This is a genomic window from Colwellia sp. BRX8-4 (assembly GCF_014077345.1).
Lineage (GTDB): Bacteria > Pseudomonadota > Gammaproteobacteria > Enterobacterales > Alteromonadaceae > Colwellia_A.
Genome location: NZ_JACGVS010000017.1, coordinates 55,979 through 72,859, shown reverse-complemented (window position 1 = coordinate 72,859; position 16,881 = coordinate 55,979). Strand labels below are relative to the sequence as shown.

Annotated in this window: 11 protein-coding genes; 3 read left to right on the top strand and 8 right to left on the bottom strand. The window is 36.7% G+C overall.

Annotation, left to right across the window (positions count from 1 at the left end):
* Window positions 1-46: 46 nt before the first annotated feature.
* The 6 genes from H4J56_RS14415 to H4J56_RS14390 are packed head-to-tail and all read right to left on the bottom strand — an operon-like array spanning window position 47 to window position 7,198.
* Window positions 47-1,723, bottom strand: a complete 1,677-nt coding sequence (locus tag H4J56_RS14415; RefSeq protein WP_182259519.1) for a BatD family protein — start codon at window positions 1,721-1,723, stop codon at window positions 47-49.
* Between the two features lie 5 nt (window positions 1,724-1,728).
* Window positions 1,729-3,651, bottom strand: a complete 1,923-nt coding sequence (locus H4J56_RS14410; RefSeq protein ID WP_182259518.1) for a VWA domain-containing protein — start codon at window positions 3,649-3,651, stop codon at window positions 1,729-1,731.
* 1 nt (window position 3,652) lies between these two features.
* Window positions 3,653-4,651, bottom strand: coding sequence for a VWA domain-containing protein (locus H4J56_RS14405; protein WP_182230447.1), 999 nt, complete (start codon window positions 4,649-4,651; stop codon window positions 3,653-3,655).
* Window positions 4,648-5,157, bottom strand: coding sequence for a DUF4381 domain-containing protein (locus H4J56_RS14400; protein WP_182222075.1), 510 nt, complete (start codon window positions 5,155-5,157; stop codon window positions 4,648-4,650). Before H4J56_RS14400 ends, H4J56_RS14405 begins: the two co-directional genes overlap by 4 nt.
* Window positions 5,145-6,173 carry a DUF58 domain-containing protein gene (locus H4J56_RS14395; protein WP_182230448.1) on the bottom strand — a complete coding sequence of 343 codons (1,029 nt, stop codon included), beginning with the start codon at window positions 6,171-6,173 and terminating at the stop codon, window positions 5,145-5,147. Before H4J56_RS14395 ends, H4J56_RS14400 begins: the two co-directional genes overlap by 13 nt.
* 59 nt (window positions 6,174-6,232) lie before the next feature.
* A complete protein-coding gene (locus tag H4J56_RS14390; protein ID WP_070376075.1) occupies window positions 6,233-7,198 on the bottom strand; it encodes a MoxR family ATPase in 966 nt (321 codons plus the stop codon).
* 246 nt (window positions 7,199-7,444) lie between these two features.
* Here H4J56_RS14390 and fadI point away from each other — a divergent pair, with 246 nt between their 5' ends.
* The 3 genes from fadI (at window position 7,445) to H4J56_RS14375 (ending at window position 11,327) form a co-directional block, all read left to right on the top strand.
* Window positions 7,445-8,752 (top strand): acetyl-CoA C-acyltransferase FadI, encoded by a 1,308-nt coding sequence (gene fadI / locus H4J56_RS14385; protein ID WP_070376076.1) that lies wholly within the window; start codon window positions 7,445-7,447, stop codon window positions 8,750-8,752.
* A 59-nt stretch (window positions 8,753-8,811) separates the two neighbouring features.
* Window positions 8,812-10,953, top strand: coding sequence for a fatty acid oxidation complex subunit alpha FadJ (fadJ, locus tag H4J56_RS14380; RefSeq protein WP_182259524.1), 2,142 nt, complete (start codon window positions 8,812-8,814; stop codon window positions 10,951-10,953).
* Between the two features lie 173 nt (window positions 10,954-11,126).
* Window positions 11,127-11,327, top strand: coding sequence for a hypothetical protein (locus H4J56_RS14375; protein WP_182215051.1), 201 nt, complete (start codon window positions 11,127-11,129; stop codon window positions 11,325-11,327).
* A gap of 227 nt (window positions 11,328-11,554) precedes the next feature.
* Here H4J56_RS14375 and H4J56_RS14370 read toward each other — a convergent pair whose 3' ends face one another.
* Together H4J56_RS14370 and H4J56_RS14365 are read right to left on the bottom strand one after the other, a co-directional pair.
* A complete protein-coding gene (locus H4J56_RS14370; RefSeq protein ID WP_182244692.1) occupies window positions 11,555-11,899 on the bottom strand; it encodes a polymer-forming cytoskeletal protein in 345 nt (114 codons plus the stop codon).
* A gap of 177 nt (window positions 11,900-12,076) precedes the next feature.
* Entirely contained in the window at window positions 12,077-16,693 is a 4,617-nt protein-coding gene (locus H4J56_RS14365; RefSeq protein WP_182230450.1) for an EAL domain-containing protein, read from the bottom strand.
* Window positions 16,694-16,881: the final 188 nt, after the last annotated feature.

Below are 16,881 nucleotides of genomic sequence, written 5' to 3'. Positions count from 1 at the left end.
CTGAGCTGACATTATTTTATTTCGCTTTTAACAATATATTTCATTTTTATCTTGGGTTCAGAGTTACAATTTTAGCTTCATTTACTTTTAATCCTTGCTTATTAATCGCTTGAATTAAGCTTGTTAAGGCCTTTCCTTGCCAAGTTTTTTGCTCTTTCCCATAATAACATTGCTGTAACAACTCAATTTCGTCCTGAAATTTCTTATCATTAATCTCGATTAACGCATCATCAAGTGTTGCTGTTATTTTGTTACCTGCTTTTGCTTGTAAGGTATTTATCCATGGCGATATTAAAGAGAGCACTTCTAAGCCCTGATTTTTTTTACAGGCGGCTAATAAAAATAAGTAGGGATTATTATTTATATTATCAATCTTCGTTGTTTTTACTGCCAATGGTCTAGAGCGTTTTGCACTGATAAACCATGCTAAAGCAGTAAGTAGCCATAAGGTTAAAAATAGCCATTGCAGCCAGGATGCCTGAGTAATAACAATTTTTTCTGTTGGAATAAGTGCTTTGTTTTGCTGGTTTTTCATGACAGCTGGAGCGGTGTTAAGCTCGCTATTAGGTAAAACTGTAATTTTTTGAGCAGCAATTGTAGCGATTTGATAACGGTTAGTGACGGTGTTCCACCACGGAATACTTATCTCTGGTAGTTGATATTCGCCAGGCTTACTGGCAACAATGGCAAAATTTCTAACTTTTTGGCTAACCAAATGGCCACTGCTCATGCCGGTATGTAATTGAGCTTGGTCTGGATAGACTTTCAGGCCTTTGGGCACCGTCATCTCTAAAAGTGGTAATTGTTCTTCGGATAAACCTGCTGCAGTTAAGGTAATGATGCGCGTAATCGGCTCGCCTACTTTGAACGTTGTTAAATCAGGTTGCCAGTCTTGATGAATAGCCAGTAAATTACTCGGTAACCACGTGCCTTGAAATGTTTCAGGGATAGGACGAACTACCAGTTGAATTTCATCGCCAATGACACTAACAGGTTTAGTTTCTGAAAAGCTAAACATGTTATTTCTTCGCGTTGAAGGCACTAAGATTTCGCCAGAGAACAGCGGTGACTTTAACGTAAATTCACCGCTATTTTTAGGACTTATTGCATAGGTTCTTTCAATAACTCGATAGCGACGGCCATTAATAATAGTATCTTCTTCTTTATCTTTTCCAATTTGAGTAATGCTGGCGCTTTCTAACGTTGGTTCGCTTAAGCTGCCACGCTTCAATTCTGCAGCAAAGTGCAGCTTTACTGTTAAGGTTAATTGTTGTTGAACATAGACTTCTTTGGTCGATATTTCAGTGGTAATAAAAATGTCTTGTTGTTTGTCAGCAAGCGGATCATTTTCAGCTAATATTTGTACTTTTATGGCTTGAGAGTTTATGCCCGCAATGGTGAAAGGAGGAATAATAAAATCGCCTGCTGATTTGCCTATTAGTAAAGTAGTCCAGGTTGTTGTTTGTGTCGTTTTAAAATTAACCATACTGGTTTGAGAACTCACCGATGTTCTACCAACGACAAAGTCTTTTAATAACGCGGAGGTATTTAAAGCGTTGGTGTCGACATCGTCATCTATGGTGATTTTTAAAATAAAAGACTCATTAACCACGATAGGATTCTTATCAATAGTTGCACTAATTTGAGTTGCCGCAAACGCATTAGAGGTAAAAAGCGTATTACTGAGCAAAATAGTTAGTAGGGCTATTATTGTTTGGGTCATTATTTTTACCATTGTTTTTTTCCTTTTGCGCGACTACTTCGACTATTACGGCGCTTTTGATATTCGAGCTGCATTTTGTTTCTCAGTAACATATAAGGATCATCAGTTACTTTGTTGAGTAATTGTTGGTGTTTTTGTTCGGTCTCTTCTGCTAATTGTTCGGCGGCACGAAGCTGAGCAGGTGTTTGCTCGGGTTGGCTTGGGTCGTCTTCTTTACCTTCCTCTTCTTTAGCTTGTTTTTCTTGCTCGGCTTTATCTTTTTGTTCTTGTTGAGACTTTTCTTGTTCGGTCTGCTCTTTGTCAGTCGCTTCTTTTTGATCATCTTGTTGCTCAGATTCATTTGGCTGAGCTGGATCTTCACTGTTTTTCTGCTCTTGATCTTTCTCCTGATTTTCTTGCTCGTTTTGTTCTTGCTGGTTTTGCTGCTCTTGATTTTTGTCGTTGTTTTCTTCGTTGTTCTGTTCTTGGTTTTCTTGTTGCTGCTCTTGTTGTTTTTTTAACTCTTCAAGGTAAGCCTTATTGGATTTTGCATCTTGATGCTGTGGCTCTTTTAGTAACGCTTGTTCATACGCTTTAATTGCTTCATCAATACGTTTTAATTGCGCTAGAGAATTACCTTGGTTATAAAGAGCTTCGGCAGTGTCTTGGCGTTGAAATGCTTTTAATGCTTGCTCGTAATTTCCTGAGCGATAATAAGAGCTCCCCTGCCAAGATGAATCTTCAAAACTAGTGGCTGCCTGCTCAAAAGCTTCACTGTTGAATTGTTGTTGTCCTTGTTGGTCTTTGGTTTGCCATAAATTTTTCCAAAAATCATCAGTCACCTGTTTGTCTGGGACTGATTCTTTTGTTAGCACTGCATTGGGTTTTGTAGTGCTTGGTAATGTTGTGCTTTGCGCGTAGCTTTTATCAACGGGTGACATTAATAATATTAATGGCAATATCGCTAATAAACGGCCTCGGCGAAAGTAGGGCAACAACAAGGCTAAGACTAAAAATAATAGATAGGGACCCGCTTCTTGCCATTGATCACCCGTATTTGAAGATTCTTTTTGTTGTTGATCTTCAATATCACTGGGTTGTCGAAGTAACGCTTCAATATCACTATTATTGTTAGCGAGTGTTGCATAATAACCACTGCCTCTTTTTGCTGCGCCTTTTAAGGCTGATATTGATAATTTAGGGACGATAATAGAACCACTCGTATCTTTCATCAGTTCACCATTATTAAGCTTTATTGGCGCTCCAGTTGTTGTGCCTATGCCTAAAATATTCAATCGATGATTATTGCTTCTACTCCAATCGGTGATGTCTTGAATGTCATAATTATCGATACCATCAGTAAACCAATATATATCACCTTTGCTATGACCAGCATTAACCAGCATATCGTGAGCGAGCGTTAGCGCAGCTAAAGGGTTACTACCAAGTTCTGGCATTAATTCAGGGGACAAAGATGGCAATAACAATTTAATATTATTAATGTCGGCTGTCAGAGGGCTAATCGTAAAAGCATCACCAGCATAGGCGATTAAGCCTATTTCACCTTCATTTAATTGTTCTAGTAAATCAATCGCTTTGTAACGCGATCTTGTTAATCGATTGGGTGCAATATCAGTAGCATACATAGAATACGACATGTCCATGATCAACACCGAGCCACGTGCTATTTGATAAACGGGTTGTGGCAGTTTTTTCCACGTAGGTCCGGCTAAAGCTACAATTGCTAATAAACCTATGATAAAAGGTAAAGTAAGTGACAACTTCTGCTGACTGTCTTGCTTATCAACCAAGACGCTTGCTAAATGTTTTGGAAGCAATTGTTGCCAGCCGGATTGGCTCAACCGGTATTTTTTAAGTAGTTTTAACGCAAAAATTAAGGCGATGATGGCTAATAACCACCAAGGACGAATAAAGTGAAAGTCAGCCATTTTAACTATTCGCTCCTTTTAATGTGATAGTGGGTAGGTTCAGCCAAATTAGATAAAGAAATGATAATAATAATGCTGCAGATAATGGCCAATAAAATAATGCCGTAAGGGGACGCATTTGTTGTTGGTCTTGCTCTATCGGTTCTAGCGCATCGAGTAATTGATATATTTCACTCATATCTTTACTGTCACGGGCACGAAAATAATAACCACCCGTTTTGCTAGCCAATTGTTGCAACGACTCTTCATCTAATTCGCTAGATGGGTTAATGCGACGTTTACCAAAAATTGAATCTTGAATCATTACATCAGCGCCAATGCCCACTGAATAAATGGTAATGTTTTTTGCTACTGCGAGTTCTAATGCTTGTTCTGGGGTTATTTTACCCGCCGTATTTTGACCATCGGTTAACAGTAATAACACACGATTTGATTGTTTCTTTGTATCAAAGCGTTTTACTGCCAAAGCAATAGCATCTCCAATTGCAGTTTGTTTACCGACTAAACCTAATACGGCTTCATCAAGCATCTGCTGTACTGTTTTTCTATCAAAGGTCATTGGTGTTTGCATATAGGCATCATCACCAAAGAGAATAAGACCTAAACGATCACCGGTGCGACGTTCAATAAACTCACCTAATAATACTTTTAACATATCTAGGCGGTTAACGGTGCTGCCATTTATTTGCATGTCTTCAACTTGCATACTGCCAGACAGATCTACAGCTATCATCATTTCGCGCCCTTCGGTGGGTACATTTACTGCTTCGCCGAGCCATTGCGGCTGACTGGCAGATATAACAATTAAGCTCCAAATCAGTAAAAACAAAATAGGTGGAGACTTTTTAGTTTTAGCTGAAAAACGTTCACTAGAAGTATTTTGAATTAGTATTGGCATTTTTAATGCTGCCGCTTGGTTTTGATTCTTTGCTGGTAATAGATACATTAATAATGGTATCGGCAGCGCTAACAATACCCAAGGTAGTAGTAGATTAATCATGACTGTTTCTCATGTTTTGTTACCGAATTTTGCTTTAGTAACTGCGGCGGAAGCGCTTGACTGAGCCAAAGATGAGCGGCTTCCTTCAACGTTTCATTTTCTGAATTTTTAGTGAGCTGATATTTATGACTAAATTGCTGTTCAGATAAGGTTAGAAATTTTTCTTGATGCTTAATTGCTAACGTGTTCTTGAAAAAATCTTTTAATCGTTCGCCATGTAACGAGGCAATTTCATTTCGTGGAAAATACTGAAATGCAGCCCATTTTAATAAAGTGATTATTTCGTCATTATTATCGGTGCTTTGAAGTTTTGATAATGCTAATTTTTTAGCATGAGATAATTTTCGGCGTCTTTGCCATTTTACAGTAACGAAAATAAGCGCTATTAATATAGACGCAAGTAAGATCCACCAGCCATAAGCGAATGGGTAATTATGAACCTGCTCTGGTAAGTGAATATCTTTTAATTGAGCTAATTGCTCAGACGGTTGTTTTAACGCTTCCATGAGGCGACTCCGTCAGTTAATTGTTGCTCTAAAGTTTGACCTGATGAGAAGTGCAATACTCGGGCGCCTGCTTTAAGTAATAAATCTTTTTTCAATTGAACTCGTTCATTGGCTTGTTGATGATAATTTATAGTCGCCTTTTCATCACCAATCAATAATTGCTGTCGCGAGTTTCCGTCGGTCACCGTAACGTTCATTTTATGTTTACTATTAGGTAAGTCGTGCTCAAGCGGATCACTTATCAAACAGACAACTAGTTCACAATGACGACTAATATGGGATAAGTGGCGGATAGTTTCTTGGCTAATATAATTACCATCGGTGATTAAATAAACCAAACTTCCAGGGCGAGCAAGTTGTCTTAGTCGTGCACAATTCTCTTCAAAAGCAGCATTAGCAGAATTATGCTGTTGTTCAATAGACGAATGTTCTTCGTGTTTTTGCTGTTCGATAGATAACGTATGTTGATGAGTTTCTACTAAACTGTATAAATAATGAAGCACGCCTTGTTTGCGACTGCGCGGTTTTAATTCACTATGTTTATGTTGATTAAAAACAATACCGCCGACTCTATCGCCTCGGCCTTTAGCATGCCAAGTCACTAATGCCGCTAAGTGTGCAGCTTGTACTGATTTAAATAAAAGCTGACTACCAAACAACATTGAATTACTGAGGTCGGTTACTACGAGTACTGGACGTTCAACTTCTTCACGAAAAATTTTAGTATGGGTTTTACCTGTTCGTGCTGTTACTCGCCAGTCGATGGCACGTATATCATCACCATTTTGATAATGACGTACTTCGTCAAATTCCATACCTCGCCCTTTACTACGAGATAAGTAATTACCTGACATTTGACCATGCTGACTTTTACGCGCAGCGAGATCAATGAGTTTAGTTTTGTTTTGGTATTGAATTAATTCATCGATTGATAATTCAATACCATTACTTAAAACACTACTAAGCAGATTTGCAACGTCTTGCTGGTTTTGTTCTTTTTTTTGATTAAGCCACATAAATTTACTTACAAGATTGATCGTTCATTATTTGATGTTGTTAAAGCGATTAATGCTATTTAAGCAACAGCGACTAAGCTTAGTAAGTGATCAAGAAGTTGATTACTGTTAATACCTTCAGCTTCAGCCTGGTAAGTCAGCAAAATGCGGTGACGTAATACATTATGGAATACGGCTTGTACATCTTCAGGGCTAACAAAATCACGGTTATGTAACCAAGCTCTAGCACGTGAACATCGGTCAAGTGCAATAGTTGCTCGGGGACTTGCGCCATAAGCGAGCCATTTTTTTAATTGATCATCATATTTTTCTGGAGTACGCGTCGCCATAATTAAATCAACAATATAATTTTCAATAGCCGGTGCCATATGAATTTCCATCACTTGGTCGCGAGCAGCAAAAATATCACTTTGCGATATTTCTTTTACCGGTTTTTTACTTTCTTTGCCATGTTGAAGTGCTTCACCGCGGTTGAGCTTTAAAATAGCTAATTCACTTACAGCATCAGGATAATCAATTTCAATGTGCATTAAGAAGCGATCTAATTGTGCTTCAGGAAGAGGATAAGTACCTTCTTGTTCAATAGGATTCTGTGTTGCCATCACTAAGAATAAGTCAGGAAGAGGATAAGTATTACGTCCAACCGTAATTTGTCCCTCTGCCATCGCCTCTAATAAAGCGGATTGTACTTTTGCTGGCGCGCGGTTGATTTCATCAGCGAGTACTAAATTTCTAAAAAGAGGACCCGGCTGAAAAACAAAAGTGCCATCTTCAGGGCGATAAATATCGGTGCCGGTTAAATCAGCAGGTAATAAATCGGGGGTAAATTGCACGCGGTGAAAATCAGCTTCAATACCTTCAGCTAATGCATTTACGGCACGAGTTTTTGCTAAGCCGGGAGGACCTTCTACAATTAGGTGACCATTGGCAAGCAATGCAATAAGTAAATTTTCAACAAGGGCGTGTTGACCTATAATTTGTTGAGATAAGTATTCTTTTAGGGATGAAAAATGTTCAATTGCCATGCTAACTACCACTTACTTGTTTTTATTGTTAAACCTGTGGGTATATATATAAGGTTCAGGTACCATAAAACAAGGATTTTTTACAATTTGACATGATTTTTAACAATTTATTTTCGAATGAATAGCTCACGTTTTAGCTGGGAGTTGTATTTATTTCATTTGAGGTTAGAATAAAGCAATCAACAAGTGGTCAGACCTCTTGGTTTGAAGACGATAAAATTAGATATTACGATAGAAGGGTAAAACATGACAAAAATGAATTTAACGACTCGAAACGGAGAACGCATCGCTGTAGTGGCTGGGTTGCGAACACCTTTTGCAAAACAAGCCACTGCTTTTCATGGTGTACCAGCAGTAGATTTAGGAAAAATTGTCGTTAATGAATTGCTAAAAAAGCATGATATTGACCCTACTATTATCGATCAATTAGTTTTTGGCCAAGTGGTACAAATGCCTGAAGCGCCAAACATTGCCCGCGAAATTGTTTTGGGTACTGGCATGAATGTAAATACAGACGCCTATAGTGTCTCAAGGGCTTGTGCAACAAGCTTCCAATCAACGGTTAATGTAACCGAAGCTATTATGGCAGGTTATGTTGATGTGGGTATTGCTGGTGGTGCTGATTCTTCATCAGTTGCGCCTATTGGTGTGTCAAAAAAGTTTGCACGTATCTTACTTGATTTAAGTAAAGCGAGAAGCTTGGGGCAAAAAATATCACTTATTCGTCAGTTGGGCCTAAAAGATATTATGCCTGTTCCACCAGCTGTTGCTGAATACTCTACGGGTATATCGATGGGGCAGACTGCAGAGCAGATGGCAAAAACCCATAATATCTCTCGTGAAGCTCAAGATGAATTAGCACATCGTTCGCATACTTTAGCCACAAAAAGTTGGCAAGAAGGTAAGTTAGCCGGTGAGGTGATGACCGCCTACAGTGAACCTTATAAAAGTTTTATTGAAAAAGATAACTGTATTCGTGAGAACTCAGAACTTGCCAGTTATAAAAAATTACGTCCTTGTTTTGATAGAAAACACGGCACAGTGACTGCAGCAACAAGTACACCATTAACAGATGGTGCCTCTGCCATTATTTTAATGCGTGAAGGGCGCGCAAAAGAATTAGGTTATAAACCGCTTGGTTATATCAAAAGTTATGCTTTTGCTGCCATTGATGTTTGGCAAGATATGCTTATGGGGCCAAGTTATGCGACGCCATTAGCACTTAAGCGTGCAGGTATGGAATTAAAAGATTTAGATTTAATTGAAATGCATGAAGCTTTTGCAGCACAAGCGCTTGCTAATATGAAAATGTTTGCCAGCACAAAATTTGCCCGTGAGCAATTAGGTCAAGATAAAGCGATTGGCGATATTGATATGGCTAAATTTAACGTGATGGGTGGTTCGTTAGCTTATGGTCATCCTTTTGCTGCAACAGGTACGCGTTTAATTGTACAAACCCTTAATGAGTTAAATCGTCGAGGTGGAGGTACCGGTTTAACTACCGCATGTGCCGCTGGTGGTTTAGGCGCTGCAATGATAGTGGAGACTGACTAATGACTGTACCTAATAACACTCAAGCAAACGATGAAGCGCTTAAACAAGAGAGTAACAATATGAGTACGTTTACATTAATTCGCCAAGAAAATGGTATTGCTCATTTAGTGATGGACGTGATTGGCGAATCCATGAATACCTTGAAAGCTGAGTTTTCTGAAGAAATTGATACGGTATTAAAAGAAATACGTAATGACAATACGATTAAAGGTGTTGTCTTAATCAGTGGCAAAAAAGATTCTTTTGTTGCTGGCGCAGATATTAATATGCTGGCGAGCTGTCAAAGTGCGAGTGAAGCAACGGCTCTTTCTCGCAATGGGCAAATAATTTTTGATCAAATTGAAAACCTCTCAATTCCTGTTGTTGCTGCTATTAATGGTGCTTGTCTAGGTGGCGGACTTGAACTTGCTATGGCGTGTCATGCTCGTATTTGTAGTGATAATGGCAAAACAGCCTTGGGATTACCTGAAGTACAGTTAGGCCTATTACCGGGGAGCGGTGGTACGCAGCGTTTACCAAAATTGGTTGGTATTCAAAAAGCATTAGATATGATGCTAACAGGTAAACAATTACGCGCGAAACAAGCCTTGAAGATGGGCTTGGTTGTTGATGTTGTGCCAAACAGCATTTTAATTTCTGCTGCTGAAAACTTAGTGCTAGCGGCACAAGGTAAAGCGAGTAAGATTAAAAAGAGTCAACGCAAAATCAGTGTTTTAGATAAGGCACTTGAAGGTAATGCGGTTGGCCGTAAAATAATTTTCAATCAGGCGACTAAATCTGTATTGGCTAAAACCAAAGGCAATTATCCTTCACCCCTCAAAATTATTGATAGTGTACGCAGTGGTATCGAAAAATCATCGGTCAGTGGTTACCAAACTGAAGCCGATCATTTTGGTGAACTTGTTATGTCACCAGAATCAGCTCAATTAAGACAAATCTTTTTTGCTACTACCGACATGAAAAAAGAGCAGGGCATCGAAGGTGTTAATGCTAAGCCGATTAGCCAAATTGGTGTTTTAGGTGGCGGCTTAATGGGCGGTGGTATTGCTTTTGTTAGTGCAACTAAAGCGAATGTTGATGTACGTATTAAAGATATTGCGCCGCAAGGTATCAGCCATGCGATGAAATATGGTTATGACATACTCAACAAAAAAGTTAAACGTCGCTTTATGTTGAAAAGTGAAATGCAAAAGCAATTGGCTAAAATTACGGGTTGTGTTGATTATAGCGGTTTTAAAAACGTTGATATGGTTATAGAAGCTGTTTTTGAAGACTTGTCATTAAAGCAAAAAATGGTTGATGACATGGAAAGTATTTGTGCTGAAGACACTATTTTTGCGAGTAATACCTCAAGTTTACCTATCGGACAAATAGCCGCAAAAGCTTTGCGCCCTGAAAATGTCATTGGACTGCATTATTTTTCTCCGGTAGATAAAATGCCGTTAGCCGAAATTATTGCACATTCAAAAACCTCTGATCAAACTATTTCAACGACAGTTGCTTTTGCTAAAAAACAAGGCAAAACGCCGATAGTTGTTAAAGACAAAGCGGGTTTCTATGTTAATCGTATCTTAGCGCCTTACATGAATGAAGCCGCCTTATTATTACTTGAAGGCGAATCGATTGGTAAGTTAGATAAAGCACTGGTTAAGTTTGGCTTCCCTGTTGGACCCATACAATTACTAGATGAAGTCGGTATTGATATAGGTGCTAAAATTGGTCCTATTTTACAAGCTGAATTAGGCGATCGATTTGCTGCACCAGAAGCATTTAATAAACTTATTGCCGATAAACGTTTAGGTAAAAAAGTGCAGAAAGGTTTTTACCTCTATAAAGATAAAAACGGCAAAAAAGTCACCAAAAAACTTGTTGATGAATCTGTCTATCCATTATTAAATATCATCATTAAAGATCAAAAAACAAATGATGAACTTGTCCAGCGTTGTGTTTTTATGATGTTGAATGAGGCTGCTAGGTGTTTAGATGAAGGTATTATTCGTAATGCTAGAGACGGTGATATCGGCGCTATCTTTGGTATCGGATTCCCACCATTTTTAGGTGGACCATTCCATTATATCGATACGTTAGGTGCAGAGGTGATTGTTAATAAGTTGAACCTGTGGAGTAGTGAACTAGGCGAACGCTTCAAGCCTTGCCAGGCATTAATTACCATGGCTGAAACAGGTAATAAATATTATTAGTAACAGGCAATGTTATGCCACCTCGGTGGCAATTTAACGAAAAAGAGGCAATTTAATGCCTCTTTTTTTTATGCTTTTTACCCTTTAAAATAAGTTGAATAAATACTCTAAATTAGTTATATTTCGCCTATAAAGTTTTAGCCATTCTTTTAGTCAGTTTAGCGGTAAATATTATGTTGTTATTTTTAGCGGTTGTCAGTGTTGTTTGTTCGATGTTCTTTTACTGCCAGGCATTACGTAGTGGTTTAGGTTTGAAGCGCTGGGCATGTGCAGGATTAGTTTTTGGGCCTTTTATTTGGCCAATGTTCTGTATGAAGAAACGGATGAAAATGAATAAGATGTTTGGCTTTAATACACTAATTTTAAAAGCTTAGAAGTTTTTAAAATTAATTTTTCTTTATCACTCTAGATAAAATAAGACAGCTACATTCCTTGTAGCAAACAGTGTCTTTCTTCAAACTAACCATTGATAATAGTGGCTCAATGATTATTACTTCCACCACTTACTGGCTGGCATTTCTTTAATTTCAATGCTAGCAGCAATAGGGTTTGCTTTAGTTGTTACAAATAGAGCTTTAAATAAGTTGATCATCTTGGACTCCTAGACTTTTATAGAGCCACGTAAGCGACCGATTGTATCTACATCTAACTTTTGTTCATTTACTTTCACAGAGCCACGTAAGCGACCGATTGTATCTACATCTAACTTTTGTTCATTTACTTTCACAGATCCACGTAAACGACCGATTGTGTTTATATCTAACTTTTGATCATTTACTTTTATAGAGCCACGTAAGCGACCGATTGTATCTACATCTAACTTTTGTTCATTTACTTTTACAGAACCACGTAAACGACCAATTTCATCTATCATTAATGAATCAGACTTTATAACAGGTGCTGGCGAAGCAGACATTGCCAAAGATAAAATAAGTGAGCTAAGCATTAAAATTTCCTTAATTTTTTATTATTAATTTCATCTATGCTAAAGCACGTATTATGCCAGAAATCAAAAGCCTTGTTAAATAAGGCTTTCGTGGAGGTTTTTTAGAGGAATTTTCGTATGTCAAAAACTTGTCAGAGACTAAAGTAATTCGTTAGAATTTTATAATGCTAAATGACATTAAAATGACGTTTTCCCAAAGTTGGTCGATGCTGTGGTGATTTGATAAGAAAGTAAGTACTTTTGAAAGTCTCCTTCCGGTAAAGGTTTACTGTATAAATAACCTTGCAGTTGCTCACAGCGTAATCCAGAAAGAAAACTTAGCTGTTGATTAGTTTCAACCCCTTCAGCGACTACTTGCATACCTAAGTTATGTGCAATAGTCACTATAGTGGCAACCATATTACGACCCTGCTCTGACTCTTCAATATCATCAACAAAAGCTTTATCTATTTTTAAGGTATTAAGCGGAAACTTCTTTAAATAAGCGAGTGATGAGTAGCCCGTGCCAAAATCATCTAACGATAAGTGAATACCCATAGCTCGAATTTGCAACATAATATCAATAGCTTTTTGGGGAGAGTCCATAACAGTACCTTCCGTTATTTCTAATTCAAGGTACTTAGCCGGTAATTGACTTTCTTTGAGAATGTCAGCAATCATGCCAACCAAATTAGGCTGGGTAAATTGCACCGCTGATAAATTGACCGCTACCCGACCACTAAATAGCCCGGCATCAACCCATTTTTTAGTTGCAAAACATGACTTTCTTAAAACCACTTCGCCAATGTCAATTATTTGGCCTGTTTCTTCCGAAATAGGGATAAAAGTTATTGGGCTAATGATGCCTTTTTTAGGGGTTTCGAAACGCACTAAGGCTTCCATACCGGCCACTTTACCGGTAGAAATTTCAATCTTAGGTTGATAGAAGACTGAGAAAGAATCTTCTTTTAAACCATGGCGTATTAAGCTTTCAACTTGTAAGCGCTTAACTGCTGCCTTATTCATCGAATCACTAAAGAACTGATACTTATTACCACCATTGTTTTTAGCATGATACATGGCTGTATCTGCGTTTTTCAGTAGCTCTTGCGGTGATATACCATCTTCAGGATAAAGTACAATACCTAAGCTACTAAAAAGAACTACTTCTTGATTTCTCAGTTTCAGCGGCTGGGCAATGGTCGTTAGCACATCTTTAGCAATACTGGTGATCGTATGAATATCGTTGGTGTTTTCAATAATAATACTAAATTCGTCACCACCTAAGCGATAAACCGTATCTTGCTTTCTGCCAACAGCTTGCATTCTTTTTGCGACCTGACATAGAAGTACGTCTCCTACTTCGTGTCCCATAGAGTCATTAATCTTTTTAAAATTATCTAAATCAAAAACCAGTAGAGCATGAGGGGCTTTTTTATTAACTAGCAGAGTTTGATTAGCTTGAAAATATGAACGATTAGGCAGGCCCGTTAAGGTATCGCTATTGGCCAATTTACGCAGTTCAGCTTCGGTTTCTTTGCGTTTAGTTATATCAGAAAACACACCAACAAAATGAGAAATACTTTTATTCTCATCAAGTATCACATCGATATTAAGGTCGGTTAAATACTCTTCGCCATTATCACGTTTACTTTCGATTTCATCGTGCCAACTGCCTTTGGTTATTAAGTGCTTTTTTACATCTTTGGTGAAACTTTTTGGATATTGGGCAAACTCTAAGGTTATACCAAGCATTTCTTTACGCGTTTTTTGGGTAATACGTTGGTAAGATTTATTGACATCAACAATATTAAAAGCACGATCGTATATAACAACCGCATCAGAAATATTCTCAATACACTTGGCAAATAATTTTAAACGTTCGTCAGCTTTTTTTATTCGGCTTATATCTTTTAAAGTACCTGTCATACGGGTTGGGGTGCCTTTTTCATCGCGTTCGACTATTTTTCCGCGATCAAGTACCCATATCCATTTATCATCTTTATTTTTAACACGATAGGTCGCTTCAAAATGGTCGGTATCGTTATCGAAATGGTCGTTTATTGCATCACGAACTCGCGCGATATCATGTTCGTTAATATTTGTTTTGTCTGAGCCGACGTTACGCTTACCATCTTGTGGAAACTCTAAAATACCCCAAATATTTGAGCGATATATCTTGCCAGTGATTATATTCCAATCCCACATTTCATCGCCACTTCCCCATAGAGAAAGTTTTAAACGTTCTTCACTTTTTTGAATCTGTAAGTGAAATAAGCGTTTATGTCGCATTTGCTGAATAACATAGCCAATCAATAAAAAGCAGAGTAGCGTATAAGCTATAATTGCAGTTTTAGAAAGCCACCAAGGTGCTAATATATGAATGTTTAAATTGCTCTTCTTATTTGGAACAGCACCTAATAAATCATACACTTCAACTTCAAATATATAATCACCGGCACTTAAGTTGGTGTAAGTAGCAAAATGCTTGTTTTTACCTGTGTGTATCCATTCTTTTTCTAGCCCTATTAAGCGATACCGGTAGGAAAGTTGATTAGGAAGTTTTGAATTTGGGGATGTAAATTCAATGCTAAAAGGAGATTGTTCATGCTTGAGGGTCAGCACTTCTAAATGATTAATGTCACTATTAAGTGTAAACTCTTTATTTTTGTTACTTTTTTGAGCTGATTTTTTTACATTTATTTTTTTATTAGCAATGAGTAAATCTATAAATACTGGAGGATTTATTTGTTGCTCTATATTCATTATTTTTGATGGTGATATTTGGTGGAAACCATTAATACCGCCAAAATAAACTTTGTCATCTCCAGCCTTTAATGAGGAATTAAAAACAAATTCGTTATCAGATAAATGTAAATCCTGGCTAAAGTTATTTATTTTTTTTGTTTCAGGGGATATCACACTGATGGCTCCATCGCTAGATAACCAAGCATTTTCTTTTTCATCAATTTCAATTGAAGCTATGGAATTATTTAAAAGACCAGAACTTTCATTGAAGTATTCTGTCTCTTTTGTTTCTTTATTGTAAAGTAACAATCCTTGCTCGGAAGTCAGCCAAACCCATGCGTTGTATGATTTTATGTTCATAACATCAACCATAGCTAAGTAATCAATATTTAATAAATCATGATAAGTAATGCTGTTTTCAACAATGCCACTAGATGTTATTTTTAAACTGATCAATTGATTATTCGATGAAAAGGTCCATAAAGTATTATTACTATCAATATGTATTGATTTTATTTTATTAAGGTTATTATCTTTTATAATAAAGCGATTAAAATTTTGATTATCTAATTGATAATTTACTAATTGTCCATTTGTATCGACAAACCAAATACTATTATTGAGTAAATTAAGTGTATAGTTTGAGTCGTATAAAGATTCTTTTTGCCAGGGTTTTATTTCAGTTAGCGTATTTGTATCTTGATAAAAAACAAATAATTTATTTGATAGAGTAGTTAACCATAAGTTGTTGTTGTTATCAGCAATGAGTTGATAGATATTTTCATTTTTAAGGATGTCTTTTGTTATGACTTCTCCATAATTATTTATGTAATTCAGTCCTAACTCCTCAGAAGACAACCAAATTTTACCATCTGTTGTTTCGGAAAATGAACCTATGGGTGAGCTGTATGTGCCTGATAAATAATGAGAAAACTTCAAGCTGTCTTTTAAGAATAAATTGAGCCCTTTTCCATAAGTGCCTAACCATATGTTGCCAAATTTATCGCTATATATCGAGTTTATCCAATCTTCTGATAAACTTTTTATCTTTGAATCACTAGTATATGCATCAATTAAATTAGTTTTTAAATTTATAATATTTAAACCATCTGTTGTTCCAACCCATATGGTCGATTCATCGGCTTGAGTTATACTGCGTATAGTATTAGAAATAAGCTTATTTGTTAGATGACCCTGGTTGTACTGATTATTCAGGTTATAATTTTGATCTAATACATAAATACCTAATTCTGTAGCTAACCAATATTCACCATTAATTTCTTTTATATCGAATAGTGATTTAGCAGGAATTGTGATCTTCCATTTATTATTTTTTTCCTGCAGTGATGATGAATAATTAAGATCTTTGTTGGTTACATAAATGCCTTTATCGTAGCTACCAAACCAAAAATTATTATTAGAATCTTGAAATATGGTATATATTTGTTTTATTTCATTTTCAAGGCCATGTATTTTAATGCGTGTGAAATTATTATTAGCGGGATTATATTTTTGGATGCCACTGGTGGTTGATACCCAAATATTATCTGTTTTGTCTTGATAGATATCCCAAATCATATTATCTTTTAAGGAATCACTATTTCCTAATTGATGATAATAGTTTTCGAAGTTATCTAGCTCTGCATTAAATTTACCTAAGCCTTTTTTAGTACCAACCCAAAGAGTACCTTGATTATCAACAAAAACTTTACGAATAAAATTATTCGCAATTGAACTTTTATCTGCCGGGTTGTTTTTATAATGGACGAAGTTACTTCCATCATATCTATTGAGACCAACTTCGGTCGCTATCCAAATAAAACCATCATGGTCCTGGGTAATATCAAAAACGTTATTTTGACTTAACCCGTCTGCAGATAGTAAACGTTTAAACTTTAAGGCTGCTTGGTTTGATAAGGAAGTATTTGCCGAAATAAGACTTTCAGTAGTTGTTTCATCAGCAGTTGCGACATTAATGGTAAATGCCATTGTCAAAATCAATAAACAGAAAGCTTGGCAAAAGTTTTGTAATTTTACCGGATAAGTCTTTGGAAAAAAATTAAGCACAAATACAACCTTGGATAGAAGCTTCAATTAGGCTTATTTACACCACTCATAATATAAAATAGAAGAAAAATATTTATAATGAATTATTTGACCGTTTGAACGGTATAAATTAAGCAAGCAATTTTATTATTTTTGTTATTTATATTGCATCAAGCCACATTAAAAATCATGGCTAGAGCTAAGTCAAC

Excerpts from the sequence above, each read along its gene's own strand:
- H4J56_RS14390 (WP_070376075.1), bottom strand. The coding sequence starts at position 7,198 with ATGGCAATTGAACATTTTTCATCCCTAAAAGAATACTTATCTCAACAA.
- H4J56_RS14375 (WP_182215051.1), top strand. The coding sequence starts at position 11,127 with ATGTTGTTATTTTTAGCGGTTGTCAGTGTTGTTTGTTCGATGTTCTTT.
- H4J56_RS14395 (WP_182230448.1), bottom strand. The coding sequence starts at position 6,173 with ATGTGGCTTAATCAAAAAAAAGAACAAAACCAGCAAGACGTTGCAAAT.
- fadJ (WP_182259524.1), top strand. The coding sequence starts at position 8,812 with ATGAGTACGTTTACATTAATTCGCCAAGAAAATGGTATTGCTCATTTA.
- H4J56_RS14370 (WP_182244692.1), bottom strand. The coding sequence starts at position 11,899 with ATGCTTAGCTCACTTATTTTATCTTTGGCAATGTCTGCTTCGCCAGCA.
- H4J56_RS14405 (WP_182230447.1), bottom strand. The coding sequence starts at position 4,651 with ATGATTAATCTACTACTACCTTGGGTATTGTTAGCGCTGCCGATACCA.
- fadI (WP_070376076.1), top strand. The coding sequence starts at position 7,445 with ATGACAAAAATGAATTTAACGACTCGAAACGGAGAACGCATCGCTGTA.
- H4J56_RS14415 (WP_182259519.1), bottom strand. The coding sequence starts at position 1,723 with ATGACCCAAACAATAATAGCCCTACTAACTATTTTGCTCAGTAATACG.
- H4J56_RS14410 (WP_182259518.1), bottom strand. The coding sequence starts at position 3,651 with ATGGCTGACTTTCACTTTATTCGTCCTTGGTGGTTATTAGCCATCATC.
- H4J56_RS14400 (WP_182222075.1), bottom strand. The coding sequence starts at position 5,157 with ATGGAAGCGTTAAAACAACCGTCTGAGCAATTAGCTCAATTAAAAGAT.